The organism is Coralloluteibacterium thermophilum (assembly GCF_042654365.1).
Taxonomy (GTDB): Bacteria; Pseudomonadota; Gammaproteobacteria; order Xanthomonadales; family Xanthomonadaceae; genus Coralloluteibacterium; species Coralloluteibacterium thermophilum.
This window is the reverse complement of record NZ_JBHSGG010000022.1, coordinates 49,479-66,265: the sequence shown is the minus strand read 5'-3', so window position 1 is coordinate 66,265 and position 16,787 is coordinate 49,479. Positions and strand designations below refer to the sequence as shown.

17 protein-coding genes are annotated in these 16,787 nt (G+C 73.3%); 3 read left to right on the top strand and 14 right to left on the bottom strand.

Annotated elements, in window-relative coordinates:
• Nucleotides 1-7: 7 nt before the first annotated feature.
• From ACFO3Q_RS07890 to ACFO3Q_RS07880, 3 genes are read right to left on the bottom strand one after another with little or no spacing between them, the layout of a single operon-like run.
• The gene (locus tag ACFO3Q_RS07890; protein WP_377004107.1) at nucleotides 8-565 is read right to left on the bottom strand and encodes a YceI family protein; all 558 of its coding nucleotides are present in this window, start codon (nucleotides 563-565) and stop codon (nucleotides 8-10) included.
• Nucleotides 562-1,140 carry a cytochrome b gene (locus tag ACFO3Q_RS07885; protein WP_377004106.1) on the bottom strand — a complete coding sequence of 193 codons (579 nt, stop codon included), beginning with the start codon at nucleotides 1,138-1,140 and terminating at the stop codon, nucleotides 562-564. The genes ACFO3Q_RS07890 and ACFO3Q_RS07885 overlap by 4 nt, the downstream gene beginning before the upstream one ends.
• A complete protein-coding gene (locus ACFO3Q_RS07880; RefSeq protein WP_377004105.1) occupies nucleotides 1,137-1,742 on the bottom strand; it encodes a YceI family protein in 606 nt (201 codons plus the stop codon). Before ACFO3Q_RS07880 ends, ACFO3Q_RS07885 begins: the two co-directional genes overlap by 4 nt.
• A gap of 238 nt (nucleotides 1,743-1,980) precedes the next feature.
• Here ACFO3Q_RS07880 and ACFO3Q_RS07875 point away from each other — a divergent pair, with 238 nt between their 5' ends.
• Nucleotides 1,981-5,472, top strand: coding sequence for a hybrid sensor histidine kinase/response regulator (locus ACFO3Q_RS07875; protein WP_377004104.1), 3,492 nt, complete (start codon nucleotides 1,981-1,983; stop codon nucleotides 5,470-5,472).
• Between the two features lie 7 nt (nucleotides 5,473-5,479).
• Here ACFO3Q_RS07875 and hemE read toward each other — a convergent pair whose 3' ends face one another.
• From hemE to ACFO3Q_RS07850, 5 genes are all read right to left on the bottom strand, one after another.
• Entirely contained in the window at nucleotides 5,480-6,544 is a 1,065-nt protein-coding gene (hemE, locus tag ACFO3Q_RS07870; protein ID WP_377004103.1) for a uroporphyrinogen decarboxylase, read from the bottom strand.
• A gap of 38 nt (nucleotides 6,545-6,582) precedes the next feature.
• Nucleotides 6,583-6,822, bottom strand: coding sequence for a WGR domain-containing protein (locus tag ACFO3Q_RS07865; protein WP_377004102.1), 240 nt, complete (start codon nucleotides 6,820-6,822; stop codon nucleotides 6,583-6,585).
• A gap of 208 nt (nucleotides 6,823-7,030) precedes the next feature.
• Entirely contained in the window at nucleotides 7,031-8,110 is a 1,080-nt protein-coding gene (aroB, locus tag ACFO3Q_RS07860; protein WP_377004101.1) for a 3-dehydroquinate synthase, read from the bottom strand.
• The gene (locus ACFO3Q_RS07855) at nucleotides 8,107-8,655 is read right to left on the bottom strand and encodes a shikimate kinase (RefSeq protein WP_377004100.1); all 549 of its coding nucleotides are present in this window, start codon (nucleotides 8,653-8,655) and stop codon (nucleotides 8,107-8,109) included. Before ACFO3Q_RS07855 ends, aroB begins: the two co-directional genes overlap by 4 nt.
• Before the next feature lie 85 nt (nucleotides 8,656-8,740).
• Nucleotides 8,741-9,565 carry a kinase gene (locus tag ACFO3Q_RS07850; RefSeq protein WP_377004099.1) on the bottom strand — a complete coding sequence of 275 codons (825 nt, stop codon included), beginning with the start codon at nucleotides 9,563-9,565 and terminating at the stop codon, nucleotides 8,741-8,743.
• A gap of 161 nt (nucleotides 9,566-9,726) precedes the next feature.
• On the opposite strand from ACFO3Q_RS07850, the gene pdxH reads away from it, so the two are divergent.
• Entirely contained in the window at nucleotides 9,727-10,320 is a 594-nt protein-coding gene (pdxH, locus tag ACFO3Q_RS07845) for a pyridoxamine 5'-phosphate oxidase (protein WP_377004098.1), read from the top strand.
• A 1,443-nt stretch (nucleotides 10,321-11,763) separates the two neighbouring features.
• On the opposite strand, the gene ACFO3Q_RS07840 is transcribed toward pdxH, so the two are convergent.
• The 6 genes from ACFO3Q_RS07840 to ACFO3Q_RS07815 form a co-directional block, all read right to left on the bottom strand.
• Nucleotides 11,764-12,210 carry a DUF4426 domain-containing protein gene (locus tag ACFO3Q_RS07840; protein ID WP_377004097.1) on the bottom strand — a complete coding sequence of 149 codons (447 nt, stop codon included), beginning with the start codon at nucleotides 12,208-12,210 and terminating at the stop codon, nucleotides 11,764-11,766.
• Nucleotides 12,211-12,350: 140 nt separating this feature from the next.
• Nucleotides 12,351-12,863: a hypothetical protein gene (locus tag ACFO3Q_RS07835; protein WP_377004096.1), complete on the bottom strand. Its 513-nt coding sequence runs from the start codon at nucleotides 12,861-12,863 to the stop codon at nucleotides 12,351-12,353.
• Nucleotides 12,864-12,876: 13 nt separating this feature from the next.
• The gene (gene minE, locus ACFO3Q_RS07830; protein ID WP_377004095.1) at nucleotides 12,877-13,164 is read right to left on the bottom strand and encodes a cell division topological specificity factor MinE; all 288 of its coding nucleotides are present in this window, start codon (nucleotides 13,162-13,164) and stop codon (nucleotides 12,877-12,879) included.
• Between the two features lie 3 nt (nucleotides 13,165-13,167).
• The gene (minD, locus tag ACFO3Q_RS07825) at nucleotides 13,168-13,977 is read right to left on the bottom strand and encodes a septum site-determining protein MinD (RefSeq protein WP_377004094.1); all 810 of its coding nucleotides are present in this window, start codon (nucleotides 13,975-13,977) and stop codon (nucleotides 13,168-13,170) included.
• Nucleotides 13,978-14,042: 65 nt separating this feature from the next.
• Nucleotides 14,043-14,792: a septum site-determining protein MinC gene (gene minC, locus ACFO3Q_RS07820; protein ID WP_377004093.1), complete on the bottom strand. Its 750-nt coding sequence runs from the start codon at nucleotides 14,790-14,792 to the stop codon at nucleotides 14,043-14,045.
• A gap of 6 nt (nucleotides 14,793-14,798) precedes the next feature.
• On the bottom strand, nucleotides 14,799-15,395 hold the full coding sequence (locus ACFO3Q_RS07815; RefSeq protein WP_377004092.1) for a GNAT family N-acetyltransferase: 597 nt from the start codon (nucleotides 15,393-15,395) through the stop codon (nucleotides 14,799-14,801).
• Nucleotides 15,396-15,541: 146 nt separating this feature from the next.
• Here ACFO3Q_RS07815 and ACFO3Q_RS07810 point away from each other — a divergent pair, with 146 nt between their 5' ends.
• Nucleotides 15,542-16,786, top strand: a complete 1,245-nt coding sequence (locus ACFO3Q_RS07810; RefSeq protein ID WP_377004091.1) for a sensor histidine kinase — start codon at nucleotides 15,542-15,544, stop codon at nucleotides 16,784-16,786.
• Nucleotide 16,787: the final 1 nt, after the last annotated feature.

Sequence of the window (16,787 nt, the reverse complement as noted above, 5' to 3'; positions counted from 1 at the left end):
CCTCGCCTCAGCCCTGTGGCTCAAGCATGAGGTGGGTGGTGACCCGCACGGCGTCGGGGATCAGCGCGGTGTCGCCCCAGTCGCCGCCGCCGACGTCGAACTCCAGACGGTTCACCGTCGCCTCACCGCGCAGGACCGGGCGGTCGCCGCCGCTCCAGGTGAACTCCAGGGTCACGGGCGCGCCGCTGCCGCGCAGGCTCAGCATGCCGTCGGCCGCGTAGCGGTCCCCGCCCAGCGGGCGGAAGCGCTCGGCCACGAAGGTGGCGATGGGGAAGCGCGCGACGTCGAAGAAGTCGCGGCCGTGCAGGGTCTCGTCGCGGTCGGTGTTGCCGGTGCCTGCCTCCGACAGCGGAATGCTGACGTCGAAGCGGGCGGTGTCGAGATCCTCGGGGTCGAACACGATGCTGGCGTCGAAGCGCGCGAAGCGGCCCTCGAAGGTCTCGCCCTCGTAGCTGGAGGCGAAGCGCAGGCTGGATTCGTCCGGCACCGGCGCATAGCGGCCGGCCAACGCGGGCAGGGCGACCACGGCGAGGGCGGCGGCGAGGAGGCGGGGCAGGTGGGTCATGGCGAGCGGTCCTTGGGTGTCGGGGCATCGATGAGGGCGCGCGGGAGCATGCGGGCGAGGGTGACGTCGCGCAGCACGAAGTGATGCCAGAGCGCAGCGCCGGCGTGCACCAGCACGAGGCCGGCGAGGATCCAGAACCCGTATTCGTGCACGGCCAGCGCGATGCTCCTGAGCGTGGGGTCGGGCGCGACCAGCTTGGGCACCTCGGCCAGGCCGAACCAGCGCAGCGGGCGCAGGCCGCTGGCGGAGTCGTACAGCCAGCCGGACAGCGGCATCGCGAAGGCGAACAGGTACAGCAGCCAGTGGCTGATCGAGGCCAGCCGGTGCTGCCAGGTCGGCATGGGCACGTCCGGCGGCGCGCCGGCGTACAGCCGCCACGCCAGGCGCACCACCATCAGCGCCAGCACGGTGAGGCCGAGCGACTTGTGCAGGTCGTAGACCCAGAACCAGCGCGGACTGCGCGGCAGGTCGGTCATGATCAGGCCGAGCGCGGCGATGCCCAGGATGCCGATGGCCACCAGCCAGTGCAGCGCCTGGCTGACGCCGCCCCAGCGGTCGCGGTTGATGCGGCTCATTGCGTCTCCTCTGCGTGGATGTCGTCGCCGTCGTCGCCGGTGCGCGCGGCCTCGAGTTCGATGAGCACCTCGACCTCGTGCCCAACGGTACGCGGGAATCCGGCGACGCCGAAGTCCCGCCGGTCCAGCACCGTGCGCGCGGAGACGCCGAGGGTGCGGCGGAACGGCGGCATCGGGTGCCGGCGCAGCGCATTGATCCGGGCCTCCAGCACGGTCGGCCGGGTGGTGCCGGCGAGGGTGAGGTCGCCGTGGATGCGCAGCCGCTCCCCGTCGAGGATCTCGACGGCCGTCGAGACGAAGCGCGCGACCGGCGCGCGCTCGACGTCCAGCAGGCCCCGCGCGGCCACGGCGGCGTTCCAGTCCGCGTCGCCGAAGTCCAGCCGCGCGAGCGGGATCCGCGCGTCGACCTGCGCCCGCTCCGGGTGCCGGGCGTCGTAGCGGATGCTGCCCTGGGTGCCGGACAGCGTGCCGATGGCGCGGGAGAAGTGGGAGTGGCCGACCAGCACCGCGATGCGCGTGTGCACCGGGTCGATGGCATAGCGGGCCTCCGCCCGCAGGGGCGACACGGTGGTCAGCAGCAACAGGAGGAGGAGTCCGCGCATGCGCGCGACATTAGAGCGTGTCGCACGCGTCCGTGGCGAGTCCGGAGCGGCCCGGCGCGCGGGAACGACGCACGCCCGCTCGGCCGGCGATCCGGGGACGTCCGTTTCCACGCGCACGACATGCTCCAGGGGGAACCGCCCTCCATGCTACGCATCGCCGGAGGCGCGGCCGCTGCTTGCCCGCGCAACGGCCCGTTGCGAGGATGCCGCCCCGGGGGAAACCAGGAAGGGGAGGGCCATGCACCGGACGATCCGCGCCATGCTGCTGGCGGCGGCGTTCGCCGCGGGCGTGGCGTCCGCCGCCACGCTGCCGGAGACCGCGCGCTTCAAGCGCTTCGATGGGACCGATCTCTCGACCGCCACGGACTTCGCGCAGGACCGCGACGGCTTCCTCTGGGTCGGCACCTCCGACGGCCTCGCGCGCTACGACGGGCTGGAGTTCCGCTTCCTGCGGCACGAGCCGGACCGGCCGGACTCGATCCCGAGCAACCTCATCGACGTCGTGCACGTCGACCGCGCGGACCGGATCTGGGTCGGCGGCGCCTTCGGCCTCGCACGCCTGGAGCACGACCGCACGCGCTTCACCCGCATCCGCGTCCCGGGCCGCGACGCGACCTGCGCCCATTCCGTGGTGGCGCTGAGCGAGGACGCCGACGGCACGCTCTGGTTCGGGACCTATTCCGGCGAGCTGTGCGGGCTCGACCGCGAGGGGCGGCTGACGCGGACGACCGCGGCGGACGATCCCGGGCTCGCCCCCGGCGCCATCCTCACCCTGCACGCGGACGCCGCCGGGCGGCTGTGGATCGGCACGCAGGAGGGGCTGTCGCTGCGCACCTCCGCCGGCGTGGCGCGGGTCGCCCCCGACGTCTTCGACGGCCGCTCCGTGCTGGGCATCGACGAGGAGCCGGACGGCTCGGTCTGGATCAGCGCCCACCCCGGCCTCTTCCGCATCGGGAGCGACGGCCGTCCGCGCGTGGCCTACCAGGCGCTCGCCGGCCTGGACGTCAACGCCAGCCTGCTGGACGTCTCGGGGCGGCGGTGGATCGCCACCATGAACGGCCTCTACCGGGACGCAGGCGGCCTGGCGCTCTTGAGCGGCGACCGCGGCGACGGGCTGCTCAACGAGCGCACCGGCATCTGGCAGCTGTACCAGGACCACGAGGGCGGGATGTGGTTCGCGATCTTCCCGCACGGCGTCGCCTACCTGCCGCCGGAGTGGCAGCGCTTCTCCAGCCTGAAGACCCTCGGCGGCGAGCCGCTGGAGGTGCTCGACCTCCGCCGCGCGGTGCCGGGCACCGACGGCGCGGTCTGGCTGGTCGGGGCCGACGCCCTGTACCGCATCGGCCGCGATCTCGCGCTGGAGCAGGTCCGCTCCGGCGACGCGATGGGCACCAGCTGGCTCTCGACCGTGCTCCCGCGCGCGGACGGCACCCTGTGGGTGGGCTACTCGCGCGGCTACGGGCTGTACGACTTCGCCCGCGGCATGCTCGCCGCCTGGCCGCTCGGCGAGGGCGAGGAGGCGGTCGACGTCGAGAGCATGCTCGAGACGCCCGACGGTCGCCTGTGGATGAGCGTCTGGAACGGCGGCATCGAGCGGCGCGGCCCGGACGGCGCGCTGGAGTGGCGCTACGCGCTGCCCGGCCATGACATGACCCAGGTGGGGCGGGTCTTCGCGGGGCCGGACGGCGCGCCCTGGTGGGGCAGTCCCGGCGGCCTGCTGCGCTTCGACGGGGAGGGCTTCGTGCCGGTCGAGGGCGCGCCGGAGCGGCAGGTGGTCGATGCCGCCTACGCCGCGGACGGTCGACTCTGGCTGGCCGGCGACGGCTACGTGGAGGAGACGGAATGGACCGGCGAGCGCCTGCGCCGCGGACGCCGCTTCGACCACAACGACGGGCTGCCCGCCGTGCGGCCGGGCGGCCTGCTGGCGACGCCCGGCGGCGTGGTGTGGGTGGCCACCCGGCGCGGCCTGGTCCGGATCGACCCGGAGCAGGGCAGCGTGCGCAACTACGGCACCGGCGACAACCTGCCGGACGCGCGCTTCGCGTTCGGGCCGCCCGTGCTCAATCCCGACGGCGTCGCGGTGGTGCTGTCCTCCACGGGCGTGGTGATGTTCGAGGCGGACGCGCCTGCGCCCGCACCGCCGCGCCCGCCGCTCGCGGTGGACGCGGTCTCGGTGCGCCGCGGCGACGCCCTGCTCGATCTCGATCCGGACGCGCCGCTGCGCCTCGGTCCGGAGGACCGCGACCTCCGCGTGGGCGTGCGCCTGCTGTCCTTCGCCGACGCGCGCACGCACCGCTACCGGTTCCTGCTGGAGGACTACGACACCGGCTGGGTGGAGCAGCAGGGCGTCGGCGAGCGCGTGTTCTCGTCGCTGCGTCCGGGCGCCTACCGGCTGCACGTGGAGGCCGCGCCGGCGGGAGGGGCGTGGTCGCCGGCGCGGGTGTTCGAGGTCGAGGTCCTGCCGCCGTGGTGGCGCACCCACGCGGCGGTCGCGGGCTACGTGCTGCTCGCGGGCCTGCTGCTCGCGATGGCGGCCCTCGCGTACCGCAACCGGCTGCGGCGCCGCAACGCGCTCGCCCTGGCCGAGCAGGAACACCGCCTGGCGGTCGAGGCGTCGCAGGCCAAGAGCCGCTTCCTCGCCACCATGGGGCACGAGATCCGCACGCCGCTCACCGGCGTGCTGGGCATGAGCGAACTGCTGCTCGGCAGCGGCCTGCCGCCGCGGGAGCACGGCTACGCCGAGGCCATCCACGGCGCCGGCACCCACCTGCTGCGGCTGGTCAACGACAGCCTCGACCTCGCGCGCATCGAGGCCGGCAAGCTGCCCCTGGCCTCCGAGCCCTTCGACCTGCGCGCGGTGGTGGAGGAGGTGGCCGCGCTGCTGCGGCCGCAGGCGGCGCACAAGGGGATCGCGCTCACCTGCGACATCTACGCCTCGCTGGCGCCGACCTACCTCGGCGACGCGCACCGCCTGCGGCAGGTGCTGCTCAATCTCGGACACAACGCGGTCAAGTTCACCGAGGAGGGGCGCGTCGGCATCGAGGCGGGGAGCGGCGTGGACGGCCTCTACCTGCGCGTGCGCGACACCGGGCCCGGCCTCGACGCCGAGCGGCGCGCGCGCCTGTTCGAGCGCTTCAGCCAGCTCGAGGATGCGCGCACCGCAGCCCACCACGGCGGCAGCGGCCTGGGCCTGTCGATCGCGCAGGAGCTGGTGCACGCCATGGGCGGGACGATCGACGTCGACAGCGCGCCCGGCGCGGGCACCTGCTTCCACGTGCACCTGCCGTTGCCGGCGATCGATGCGCCCGCGGTCGCGGACGCGCCGGCCCACGCCGCGCCGGCGGCGGCATGCACGATCCTGCTGGTGGAGGACGATCCGGTCGTCGCGCAGGTGGTGGGCGGACTGCTGGAGGCGCAGGGGCATCGTGTCCTGCATGCGCCGCATGCCATGGCCGCTCTGGCCCTGCTGGGAGAGGAGCGCGGGATCGACCTGGCCTTCGTGGACCTGGACCTGCCCGGCGTCAGCGGCCAGCAGCTGGCCGGCCTGCTGCGCGCGCACGCGCCGGGACTTCCGCTGGTGGCCCTGACCGCCCGCGCCGACCCCGAGGCCGAGCCGGAGGCGCGTCAGGCCGGGATGCAGCTGTTCGTGCGCAAGCCGGTGACCAGCGCGATGCTGGCCGACGCGGTCGCCGCCGCGCTGGCGGGGCCGCCGGACGGCGCCGGCGGCTGAGGCGGCTTCAGGCGCCGCGGCGCCCGAACTCGTGCACGGCATCGACCAGCACGCGCACGTGCTCCGGGTCCATGTCCGGCGCCATGCCGTGGCCCAGGTTGAACACGTGCCCCGGGCCGGTGCCGAAGGCGTCGAGCGCGCGCCGGACCTCGGCGCGGATGACCTCGGGCTGCGCGTACAGCGTCGCCGGGTCGAGGTTGCCCTGGAGCGCGACGCGCCCGCCGGTGCGGCGGCGCGCCTCGTCGAGGGACACCAGCCAGTCCACGCCCACGCCTTCGGCGCCGCTGGCGGCGAGATCCTCCAGGTAGGGCGCGTTGCCCTTGCCGAACAGGATCAGCGGCGCGCGCTCGGCGCCGGCGCCGCGCGGGAGTTCCTGCGCGATGCGGGTGAGGTAGCGCAGCGAGAACTCGCGGTAGAGGTGCGGTGCGAGCACGCCGCCCCAGGTGTCGAACACCTGCAGGGCCTGGGCGCCGGCCTGGCGCTGCGCGTCGAGGTAGGCGATCACCGCGTCGGTCACCGTTTCGAGCAGGCGGTGCAGGGTGGCGGGCGCGTCGTAGGCCATCGCCTTGATGCGTGCGAAGTCCTTGCTGCCACCGCCCTCGACCATGTAGCAGGCGAGGGTCCAGGGGCTGCCGGAGAAGCCGATCAGCGGCACCCGGCCGTCGAGCTCGCGCCGGATCAGGCGCACCGCATCGGTGACGTAGCGCAGGCGCGCGTCGACGTCGGGCACCGCGAGCTTCGCCACGTCCTCGGCGCTGCGCACCGGGCGCTCGAACTTCGGGCCCTCGCCCTCGGCGAAGTAGAGGCCCAGGCCCATGGCGTCGGGCACGGTGAGGATGTCGGAGAACAGGATGGCGGCGTCCAGCTCGAACCGTTCGAGCGGCTGCAGGGTGACCTCGCAGGCCAGCTCCGGGTTGGTCGCCAGGCCCATGAAGCTACCGGCGCGTGCGCGGGTCGCGCGGTACTCGGGCAGGTAGCGGCCCGCCTGGCGCATCAGCCACACGGGCGTGGTGTCCACGGGCTCGCGGCGCAGGGCGCGCAGGAAACGGTCGTTCTTCAGTGCTGCGGACACGGTGATCCTTCCGGAATGGGTCGAGGAGCGCGTGGCGCTCAAGGGGCGTCGGCGACGGGCTGGAAGCCGCGCCGGACCTGCTGCTCGCGCGCCTTCTCGAAGGCGGCGACGGCTTCGTCGCGTTCGAGGAACTGCTCGCGCCTGAGCTGGCTGCGGCCGCCGAGCTGGCCGGCTTCGCGCACCAGCGCCCAGCCGCCGAGCAGGTCCTGCTCGAGGCTGAGCTGGACGAACCGGGCCGGCTCGCTGGCGACGGGAGGATGCTGGAGCAGGACGCGCATCCGCCGATTGTAGCCGGCCCGTCCGTGGCAGGACGAGGCATCCGAGGGGAGCCTGCCCTGCCGGGACGCGCGTGCGCGGTCGCCCGGCATGCGCCGGGGCGGCATGGCGGAGCCGGGCGGCCGCGGGGGTTCCGCGGCATCGCGTGCCCGTTCGGCGCGGGCGAAACCGCCCCCCGAGGCTGCGCCGCACGCGCGGATGAAGGCGGCCTCAGCCGGCGGCGAGCACCGCGCGCACCGCCGCGTCCTCGACGCCTTCGACCACCTCGGCGCGGCCCAGCCCGCGCCACAGGACCAGCCGGAGCGCGCCGGAGCGGTTCTTCTTGTCCAGCCGCATGTGCCGGAGCAGGGCGTCGGGATCGAGGCCGGGCGGAATGCGCACCGGCAGGCCGAAGCCTGCCACCAGGGCCTCCAGCCGCGTCCGGTCCGCTGCGGGGGCGAGGCCGAGCCGCGCGGACAGCTCGGCCGCGAGCAGCATCCCGACCGCGACCGCCTCTCCGTGCAGCAGGCCGCCGTAGCCCTGCTCGGTCTCGATGGCGTGCCCGAAGGTGTGGCCGAAGTTGAGCAGCGCCCGCTCGCCCTGCTCGGTCTCATCGCGCACGACCACGCCGGCCTTGTGCGCGCAGCTGCGCGCGATGGCCTCGGCGACGGCGGTCGGCTCGCGGGCGAGGAGCGCCTCCATGTGGCGCTCCAGCCACGCGAAGAAGCCGGCATCGCCGATCGCTCCGTACTTGAGCACCTCCGCGAGCCCTGCGGCCAGCTCGCGGGCGGGCAGGGTGGCGAGCACGTCGGTGTCGGCGAAAACCGCGGCCGGCTGGTGGAAGGCGCCGACGAGGTTCTTGCCCTGCGGCAGGTCGACCGCGGTCTTGCCGCCGACCGAGGAGTCGACCATGGCCAGCAGCGTCGTCGGCACCTGCACGAAGCGGATGCCGCGCATCCACGTCGCGGCGGCGAAGCCGGCGAGGTCGCCGACCACGCCGCCGCCGAGCGCGACCACCGTGGCGTCGCGGCTCGCGCCCATGTCGGCCAGGCGTCCGATCAGTTCGCCGAAGCGGGCCAGGGTCTTCTCCTGTTCGCCCGGCGGCAGCACGCAGGTTTCGAGGCGCCGCTCGCCGAAGGCCGCCTGCACCGGTGCGAGGTGATGCCGTGCCACGTTGGCGTCGGTCACCAGCAGGACGTGGCGGCCGGGGGCGGCCGCCGCGAGCGCCTCGGCGTCGCGGAGCAGGCCCGGGCCGATGCGGATGGAGTAGCTGCGCGCACCGAGCGCGACGTCGACCGAGTGCTGGGTCATGCGGATGTGGAGGTGGAAGCCGGCAGCCAGCCGGGGGGGAGCAGGTGGAACAGCCGTTCGCAGGCGCGTTCGACGCTGCAGGCGGCCACGTCGATCTGCAGGTCGGCCACCTCGGCGTAGAGCGGCGCGCGTTCGGCGGCGAGTCGTTCGAGCACGCCGCGGCGGTCGGGATCCTCGAGCAGCGGGCGGCTGCGGTCGCGCGCCAGCCGCGCAAGCTGGGTCTCCACGTCCACGTGCAGGTGCACCACCACGCCGCTGGCGCGCAGGCAGGCGCGGTTGGCCGCATCCAGCACCACGCCCCCGCCGGTCGCGATCACGCGGTCGCGGCCGGCGCAGAGTTCGGCCACGACCTGCCGTTCGCGTGCGCGGAAGCCGGCCTCGCCCTCGTGCTCGAAGATGGTCGCGATGCTGACGCCGGTGCGCTTCTCGATGCGGCGGTCGGTGTCCGCGAACTCCAGCCCCAGGCGCGCGGCGACCAGGCGCCCGAGCGCGCTCTTGCCGGACCCCATGGGGCCTACGAGGATGAGGTTGGCGGCGCGCTGCATCCGGGCATGGTAGTGCGGATCGCAGACGTGAGTGAGGAGGAGTGAGGCATGAGGTGGAAGGAGGGCGATCGGCTCCCCTCGTTTCTCACTCCTCCTCCCTCACTTCTCGATGTACGTCGATGCGGATCACGCGGTCCGCGAGGGCCGGCAGCGTGCGCAGGGCCTGCCGGCTCACGCGCTCGTAGTGCTGGACGAAGCGCAGCAGGGCGGCCTCGTCCATGGGGCGGGCCCCGGGGTCCGCCGCGGCGAGCGCGCGCTCCTGCTGCATGCGCCAGCGCGGGACGACCTCGAAGCCCGGCGGCGCGAGGAACACGAGACGGTCGATGCGGCGCCACAAGGGCTGGTACCGGGCGAGCGCGGCGTTGCAGTAGCGGCGCCAGCGGCCGTCCGGATCCTCGTCGCGTTCGAGCGCGTTCACCGGCGGCCCCAGCGCCTCGGGCGGTTCCGGTGGCGTGCCGAGGAACCAGCCCTCGAACACCACCACGTCCGGCCTCGCCGGAAGCCGCGTCCACGCCGAGGCCGGGAGCCGTCGGTCGCGCAGCTTGTCGAAGCGCGGGATCGCGGGCGGCGTCGCGGACGCCCGCAGGCCGTCGAGGACGTCGGCCGCCAGCGCGAGGTCGTGCGTGCCCGGCGGCCCGCGCGTGGCCAGGAGGGGGTGGACCTCGGCGGCGAGCCGCTCGCGTTCGGGGCGGTCGAGGTAGACGTCGTCGATCGACAGCGTCGCCACGCAGAGCCCGCGCGCCGCACCCGCCTGCGAGAGCTGCGCGGCGAGGGTCGACTTGCCGGTGCCCTGCAGGCCGCTGACGCCGATCACGGGCGTGGCCGCCGCCGCGGCGAGGCCCTCGTCCAGCAGGCGCTCGACCAGGGGCTGTGGCCAGCCGTGCGTCGTCGATTGGTGGTGGGAAGGCATGCCCCTCACAATAGAGCGTGTCGTGCACCGGGATGGAATGCGTTTCACCCGGAGGGGACGCGGTGGGACATGCCGATACGCATGCACCCTGTCCCGCCGATCGGGCCGCTTCGCACCCAAAGGGCACGACACGCTCCAGTCCCCTTGCCGCTGCCGCCACGATGCCCGCACTCCCCGACGCCGTCCTCGCCACCTTCCACGACCTGCTCGAACGCGCCCGCGCCGCGGGCGAGCCTGAGCCCACCGCGATGACGGTCGCGACGGCTGACGCCGAGGGACGACCTTCCGCCCGAACCGTGCTGCTCAAGGCCTACGACACCCGCGGCTTCGTGTTCTACACGCACCTCGAGAGCCGCAAGGGCGACGAACTGCAGGCCAATCCGCACGCGGCGCTGCTGTTCCTGTGGAAGGCCCTTCCCGGTCCGGTGCAGGTCCGCGTCGAAGGCCGGGTGGAGCAGGTCGACGACGCCGAGGCCGACGCCTACTTCGCCACGCGCCCGCGCGGCAGCCAGATCGGCGCCTGGGCCTCGCTGCAGTCGCAGACGCTGCCGGACCGCGCGGCCTTCGAGGCGCGCCTGGCCGAGGTCGAGGCGCGGTTCGAGGGCGTCGCGGTGCCGCGGCCGCCCCGCTGGACCGGCTTCCGCGTCGTGCCTTCCCGCGTCGAGTTCTGGTACGGCGCCGAGTTCCGGCTCCACGAGCGCCACGTCCACGAGGGCGGGGAGGATGGCTGGACGGTGCGGATGTTGTATCCGTGATGCGGGGAGCGGGAGGCGGGAGCGGGAAGGGCGTGGGGCTTGGTTTTAGGGCTTAGGGCTTAGGGCTTAGGGCTTGGGGCTTGGGGCTTGGGGCTTGGGGCTTGGGGCCCAGGGGTTAGAGCGAGGGCTCAGGGCTTGGGGGCTAGGGCGAGAGCCATCTTCGTCTCCGTCGTGTCATCGCTCCCGGGGCGGCCGGCTGCTTGCTCTCGCTCCTCGTACCTGCTCCTCGCCACAGCGCCCCTTTCCCCCGCCTGCGGGTGTATGGACCGGACACATGGTGGACAGGTGTTCGGGGACATGGTGGACAGGAAGGGCTCCACGGCGGATGCCGCACCACACGCCTACGCAAGCCCGCTCCTTCCCCGCCTGCGAGGGGGAGGCCGGGATGGGGATGAGCGCGCGCAGCGCGTGCCTCCGCGGCGCTGGAGCCAACAGCAGAGCAAAAGCGCCCCCACCCCAGCCCTCCCCCGCATCGCGGGGGAGGGAGCCGACGCGCTGCGCGGGAGGCGCGTCGCCATGCGAGGCGACGGCGCCCACGTGGACAGGAACGGCTCCACGGCGGATGCCGCACCACACGCCACGCAGGCCGACCCCTTCCCCCGCTTGCGGGGAAAGGCCGGGATAGGGATGAGCGCGCGAAGCGCGTGCGTCGCGGCGCTGGAGCCAACAGCAGCGCAAAAGCGCCCCCACCCCAGCCCTCCCCCGCATCGCGGGGGAGGGAGCCGACGCGCTGCGCGGGAGGCGCGTCGCCATGCGAGGCAAAGGCGCCCGCGTGGACAGCAACGGCTCCACGGCGGATGCCGCACCACACGCCTCCGCAAGCCCGCCCCTTCCCCCGCCTGCGAGGGGAAGGCCGGGATGGGGGTGAGCGCGCGAAGCGCGTGCGTCGCGGCGCTGGAGCCAACAGCAGCGCAAAGGCGCCTCCACCCCAGCCCTCCTCCGCATCGCGGGGGAGGGAGCCGACGCGCTGCGCGGGAGGCGCCTCGCCATGCGAGGCGACGGTGTCCACAGTGGACAGGAACGGCTCCACGGCGGATGCCCGCACCACACGTCACGCAAGACAGCCCCTTCCCCCGCTGCGAGGGGAAGGCCGGGATGGGGGTGAGCGCGCCCAGCGCGTGCGTCCGCGGCGCTGGAGACAGCAGCAGAGCAAAAGCGCCCCCACCCCAGCCCTCCCCCGCATCGCGGGGGAGGGAGCCGACGCGCTGCGCGGGAGGCGCGTCGCCATGCGAGGCGACGGTGTCCACGGTGGACAGGAACGGCTCCACGGCGGATGCCGCACCACACGCCTACGCAAGCCCGCTCCTTCCCCCGCCTGCGGGGGAAGGCTGGGATGGGGGTGAGCGCGCAGCGCTGCTTGAGGAGCGGGTGAAGAGGAGTGAGGAACAGGTACGAGCAACCGCTTCCTCTGTTTCTCGTTCCTCTCCACTCACTCCTGCAGCATCACCGGACGGGGGCGAAGAACTGCTGGACGTAGCGTGTGCGGATGGGTTCGGCGTCGGGGGCGTGCGGGCGCGCTTCGATGTCGAAGGTGAGGCTGGGCTGGCGTCCTTCGCCGAGGCGGGCCTGGCCGAGATAGGACACCGCGCCGGCTTCGTCGATCGCGCGCATCTGCAGCGTCTGGCTGCGGCCGGTGTCGCCGGTGGCCGTCACCCGGACCTCGGCCGGAACCGGGGTCGGGTAGCCGGGACGCTCGCGCTTCTGGAGCGAGACCGTCAGCACCACGTTGGACGGGGACTGCACGATGGCGTAGCGACGCGCGACTTCGCGGGGCAGTTGCGTGCTCGGCATCGCGTTGTAGTGCAGCAGATAGGTCCCGGACTGCTGCAGGTTCTGCGCCGCCACGGCGGGCGCGGCGGAGAGAAGGGCGAGGGCGACGAGGCGGCGCATGGCGGGAGTGTGGGGTTGGGGTTTGGGGTTTGGGGTTTGGGTTTTGGGTTTTGGGTTTGGGCTCGGGGCTCGGGGCTTACTAGGGCTCAGGGCTCAGGGCTCAGGAAAGGGGCGTCGGGGGCTTCTTCGCCGCTCGTTCCTCATGCCTCCGCTCCCTCCTGCGCAGCAGGTACCACCAATCCGTTCCGGGCGTCCACCAGTCCGTGTGCGCGCAGCCAGGCGAAGGCCTCCTGCGCGTCCTGCTCGACGTAGGCGCGGGCGCTGCCCAGGCGGAAGGTGTAGCCCCAGGCGTCGAGGTCGGCGCAGGCGTGGTCGCGGCCGACGCCCAGGGCCTCGGCCAGCAGGACCTGCAGCACGCAGACCGCGTCCTCCTCGGCCACGGAGTCGGTCGCGTCCGTATGCACCCGGGCGCGCCGCTCCGGCGGCAGCACGATGAGGTGGCAGCTTTCGTGCAGGAGCGAGTGCATCGGCGTGTCGTCGCGCGCGTACACGCGGCTGCCGATGATGCCGGCCTCGGGCTCGCCCCAGTAGCTGCCGGGGATCGGCGCTCCGGCCGGGACCCGTTCGAGGTCCAGGCCGTAGCGCCGGAGCAGGGCCGCGACGGGCGCCCAGCCGAACTCGCCCAGCGTCAGCACGGCGCGGGGGGAGTCCATCGTGCGCGTCGGCTCAGGCCCGGGGCGAGGCCGCGGGGCGGCGGTCGTCGCTGTCCGGCAGCGAGACCGAGATGTCGAGCACGTCGTGGTCGCCGTCCTTCACCAGGTCGACCTTGACCGCATCGACGTCCACCGAGACGTACTTCTGGATGACCTCCAGCAGTTCGCGCTGCAGCAGCGGCAGATAGTCCGGGCCACCGCGCGAGCTGCGCTCCTGCGCGACGATGATGCGCAGGCGCTCCTTGGCGACGTTGGCGGACGGGGTCTTCGGGCGGGTGCGCAGGAAATCGAGAATGCCCATGCGTCAGCTCCCGAACAGCTTGGAGAAGAAGCCCTTCTTGTCGGCGCTGGTGAAGCGCATGGGGCGGTCCTCGCCGAGCAGGCGCGCCACGGCGTCGTCGTACGCCTGGCCGGCCTTGGCGTCCTCGGCGAGGATCACCGGCACGCCGGAGTTGGACGCGGAGAGCACCTCCGCCGATTCCGGGATGACGCCGATGGCCTTCAGCCCGAGCACTTCCTCGACATCCGCGATGCTCATCATCTCGCCCGCCTCGACGCGCTCCGGGCTGTAGCGGGTCAGCAGCAGGTGCTCGGTCACGCGGCCGCCGCTCTCCGCCTTGCGCGTCTTGGACGCGAGCAGGCCCAGGATGCGGTCGGAGTCGCGCACGGAGGACACCTCCGGGTTGACCACGACGACCGCGCGGTCGGCGAAGTACATCGCGAGGTAGGCACCCTTCTCGATGCCGGCCGGCGAGTCGCAGATGACGTACTCGAAGCCCTCCTCGGCGAGCTCCTTGAGCACCTTCTCCACGCCCTCCATCGTCAGCGCGTCCTTGTCGCGCGTCTGCGAGGCGGCGAGCACGAAGAGGTTCTCGAAGCGCTTGTCCTTGATGAGCGCCTGGCGCAGCGTCGCCTCGCCCTGCACGACGTTGACGAAGTCGTACACGACGCGACGCTCGCAGCCCATGATGAGGTCGAGATTGCGCAGGCCGACGTCGAAGTCGATCACCGCGACCTTCTTGCCGCGCTTGGCGAGGCCGTTGGCGATGCTCGCGCTGGAGGTGGTCTTGCCCACGCCGCCCTTGCCGGACGTCACCACGATGATTTCTGTCACTGATCGATTCTCCAGGGGGGTCTTGCCGTCGCGCGGGGGGAGGGGGCGCGTGCGGCGGGGTCTAGCTAGTTGAGTTCTTCGATGCGGAGATTGCCGTTGTCGAGCCACACCTGCACGGCCTTGCCGTGCAGCGCCTGCGGGATCTCCTCGAGCACCTTGTAGTGCCCGGCGATGGCGACCAGCTCGGCGTGGAACTCGCGGCAGAAGATGCGGGCCTGCTCGTTGCCCTGCGCGCCCGCCAGCGCACGGCCGCGCAGCACGCCGTAGACGTGGACGGACCCGTCGGCGATGACCTCCGAGCCGGCCCCGACCGTTGCGCAGACGGTGAGGTCGCCGCCCTGGGCGTAGATCTGCTGGCCCGAGCGCACCGGCGCCAGGTGCATGCGCGGCCCGCCCGCGGGCGCGGCCGGGGGCGGCGCGGGTGCGGGCGCCGGCGGTGGCGGAGGGGCGGGCGCGGGCGGAGCCGAGGCCGACTCGTACTGCGCGCGGAACTTGGCCAGGACCGGCAGGCCGAGGGCGGCGGCGAGCGCCTCGCTCTCGCTGCTGCCGTAGGCCAGGGCCACCGGCAGCACGCCGGCGCCGGTCAGGCCGTCGATGAGTTCGCGCGCCTGCGCCGGGCTGGGCAGGCGCGGAAGCCCGCCGAAATCCACGATGACCGCGGCCCGGGCGAAGAGCTTGGGCGCCCGTTCCACCCGTTCGCGCATCTCCTGCACCAGGCGCGGCACGTCGAGCAGACGCACGCGCAGGTTGGCGATGCCGACCTGGCCGATCTTCAGTTCGCCGGCCTGTTCGTAATCCGGTAAAGCTGCACCCATGTCTCTTCAGGTTCCCGTCGCGCGCGAGGCGCCGCCCGCAGGCCGGCGGCGGCCGGCCAGCCAGGGCACGTCCGGCAGTTCGTCGCCGTAGGTCTCGCGCACCCATTCGTAACTGCACAGGGTCTTGGCCAGCAGGCTGACGCGCCGGCCCGGACCCTCCATCACCTGCTGCCCGACCTCGCCGTACCCGAAGGTGCCGTGGAAGAGCAGGGCCGCGTCGCTGCCCTCGTCGAGGAAGACCTCGGAGGTCAGCATGGGCACCCGCACTTCCGCGTAGCTCTGCACGTCCGCGTAGAACACGCGGCCCACGCCCGCACCGCGGCGGGTGGTGGCCACGACGATGCGGTCCACGTAGAGGAAGGCGTCGTAGCGCTCGCGGAACCAGCGGAAGTTCGGGCTGTCGTAGTCGGCCGAGCGGTCCATGGCGATCAGGAAGCCGGCGAGCAGGCCGTCCACCTCGGCCACGCGGAAGTAGTCCGCGATCGACCAGAGGCGGTGCAGGGCAGGTGCATCGAGAGCGAGGATCGAGGGTCCGGCGGTGTTGTTGAGCGCGAGTACCGAATCCAGTTCGTGCTCGCGCACGTCGCGGACGAGGATCGTCATGGGGGGCTCCAGCCTGCTTGCGAGACGGCCCGGCCAGTCCTTGCGGCCGCGGCGGGGCAAGTATCGCACGCCCGGGCGCGGCCTTGGCATGCCGGGCATGACTTGCGTCCCGTGCCGCGGCGGGGCCGCCGACCTATGCTTGGTCGATGTACCAGCGCCTTAGCCACATCCAGCTGCTGCGCTTCGCCGGCCTGTTCACGTGGGCGATGGTGGGGCTGCCGCTGGTCTACAGCTGGTACTTCCCGGAGCAGTCCACCCTGCCGGCGCGGCCCCACGACGGCTGGCTGCTGGCGGCCTACCTGCCGTTCGGCGCGATCTACTGGTGGGTGACCCGGGGCCTGGGCACCCGGCGCCCGGGCTGGTCGGACGACCTGTTCCTGATCGCGCTCACGGTCTCGGCGCTGGCGGTGACCTACCTCAGCGTGTCCGGCCTGGGCGCGGTGCTGCTCATGGTGGTGGCCTGCGTGCTGCCCTGGCTGCTGCCGCTGACCATCGGCATGGTCTCGCTGATCATGGCGCACCTGGCGGTACTGCTGCTGTTCGAGAAGCTCCTGGCCCTGCCGCTGTTCGAGGCGGCGATGCAGTCGCTGCTCTACCTGGGCTTCTCGGGCTTCATCTTCGTGACGGGCTGGGTCGCCAAGCAGCAGGCCGAGGCCCGCGACGAGCAGCGCCGGCTCAACGCGGAGCTGCGTGCGACCCGGGCGCTGCTCGCGGAAAGCACCCGCCTGAACGAGCGCACCCGCATCTCGCGCGAGCTGCACGACCTGCTCGGCCACCACCTGACCGCGCTCAGCCTCAACCTGGAGGTGGCCGGGCATCTCTCGACCGGCAAGGTGCAGGAGCACGTGCGCAAGTCGCACACCCTGGCGCGCCTGCTGCTGACCGACGTGCGCGAGGCCGTCAGCCACCTGCGCGGCAGCGGGGCGATCGAGCTCACCATGGCGCTGCGGACCCTGGCCGAGGGCGTGCCGGGGCTGGACGTCCGGCTCGAACTGCCCGAGCACTTCGCCCTGGACGACCCGGAGCGCGCGCACGTGCTGCTGCGCTGCACCCAGGAGATCATCACCAACGCGGTGCGGCATGCCGAGGCGCGGACCCTGTGGCTGCGCTTCGAGCGCCGCAACGATGCCCTGCACGTGCAGGCCCGCGACGACGGCCGCGGCGCCGCCCAGGGCTTCTCGCCGGGCAACGGCCTGCGCGGCATGCGCGAACGCCTGCGCGCCCACGGCGGCGACCTCGAAGTGGTGGACACGCAGGGGACGGGCTTCGGCCTCGACCTGCGCCTGCCGCTGGCGGGATTCGACGCCGTGGCCCAGCATTCCCCGGACCCGTCCGGGTCCACGGACGCCGCGGCAGGGGCCGCCGGCGCCGATCCATCGCAGTCGAGGTGAG